The organism is Streptomyces sp. ME19-01-6 (assembly GCF_033793745.1).
Classification (GTDB): Bacteria; Actinomycetota; Actinomycetes; order Streptomycetales; family Streptomycetaceae; genus Streptomyces.
Map to the genome: position 1 here is coordinate 1 of NZ_JARAXF010000103.1, position 1,352 is coordinate 1,352.

Annotated in this window: 1 protein-coding gene; it reads left to right on the top strand. The window is 72.9% G+C overall.

Going from position 1 to position 1,352, the window contains the following annotated elements; genetic code table 11:
* The coding region (locus tag PV419_RS52805; RefSeq protein ID WP_319701234.1) for an SDR family NAD(P)-dependent oxidoreductase at window positions 1-1,352 on the top strand (1,352 nt) is incomplete at both ends.

The following is a 1,352-nucleotide window of genomic DNA, read 5'->3' on the forward strand; positions in this document are numbered from 1 at the left end:
CGACCGCGAGCGAGCCGAAGTGGCCCGTGGTGCGTGGGACCGGTGTGCCGCCCGAGCGGGTGGCCTCCTCGCGCACCCTGGAGTTCGCCGACCGGTTCCTGGAGGCGACCGGCGGCCGGGGTGTCGATGTCGTACTGAACTGCCTGGCCAGGGAGTTCGTGGACGCCTCGCTCAGGCTGCTGCCGCGCGGCGGACGGTTCGTCGAGATGGGCAAGACCGACATCCGCCAGGCCGACGAGGTCGCCGAGGCCTGGCCCGGCGTGTCGTACCGCGCGTTCGACCTCGGCGAGGCAGGCGCCGACCGCCTCGGGGAGATGCTCGCCCACCTCGCGGAGCTGTTCGAGGAGGGCGTACTCGCCCCGCTGCCGGTTACCGCATGGGACACCCGGCAGGCGCCTGATGCCTTTCGCCACCTCAGCCAGGCCCGTCACACCGGCAAGGTGGTGTTGACCACGCCGCCTCGCCCGTTGGAGGGCGCGGTGCTGGTCACGGGGGGTACGGGGGTCATCGGGTCGGCGGTGGCCCGTCATCTGGTCACCGCTCATGGGGTGCGGGACCTGGTGCTGACCAGCCGCCGTGGCCTGGTCGCGCCCGGTGCGGCCGACTTGGTGGCCGAGCTTGCCGGACTCGGTGCCGAGGCGCGGGTGGTGGCCTGTGATGTGGCTGATCGTGAGGCGTTGGCGGGGTTGTTGGCGGAGTTGCCCGCGCTGTGCGGTGTCGTCCACGCGGCTGGTGCGTTGGACGACGGTGTGGTGTCGGCGTTGACGCCCGAGCGGCTGGATGTGGTGCTGCGGCCGAAGGTGGACGCGGCGTGGCATCTGCACGAGCTGACCCGCGACCGGGACCTGTCGCTGTTCGTACTGTTCTCCTCGGCCGCCGGTGTCCTGGGCGCCGCCGGGCAGGGCAGCTACGCCGCCGCCAACGCCTTCCTGGACGCACTCGCCTGGCACCGCCGCGCCCAAGGCCTGCCCGCGCACTCCCTGGCCTGGGGCCTGTGGGCCGACCGCAGCGCCATGACCGGTGCGCTCGGCGCCGCCGACCTGGAGCGGATGCGCCGCACCGGAATCCAGGCGCTCACCACCGACGAGGGTCTGGCCCTCTTCGACGCCGCCCTCCGGATGCCGCGCCCGCACACCGTGCCGATCAGGCTCGATGTGTCCGCGCTCGGCAAGCACAAGGACCCCGCCCCGCTCTTCCGCGCCCTGGTGCGTACCCCGGCCAAGCGGGTGGCGGCCAACGTGCCCGTCGGCGGCGGCGGTTTGCGGGAGCGTCTTGCGCTGTTGTCGGTGGTTGAGCGGGATCGGGTGTTGACGGAGTTGGTGCGGGCTCAGGCGGCGGTGGTGCTGGGGCAT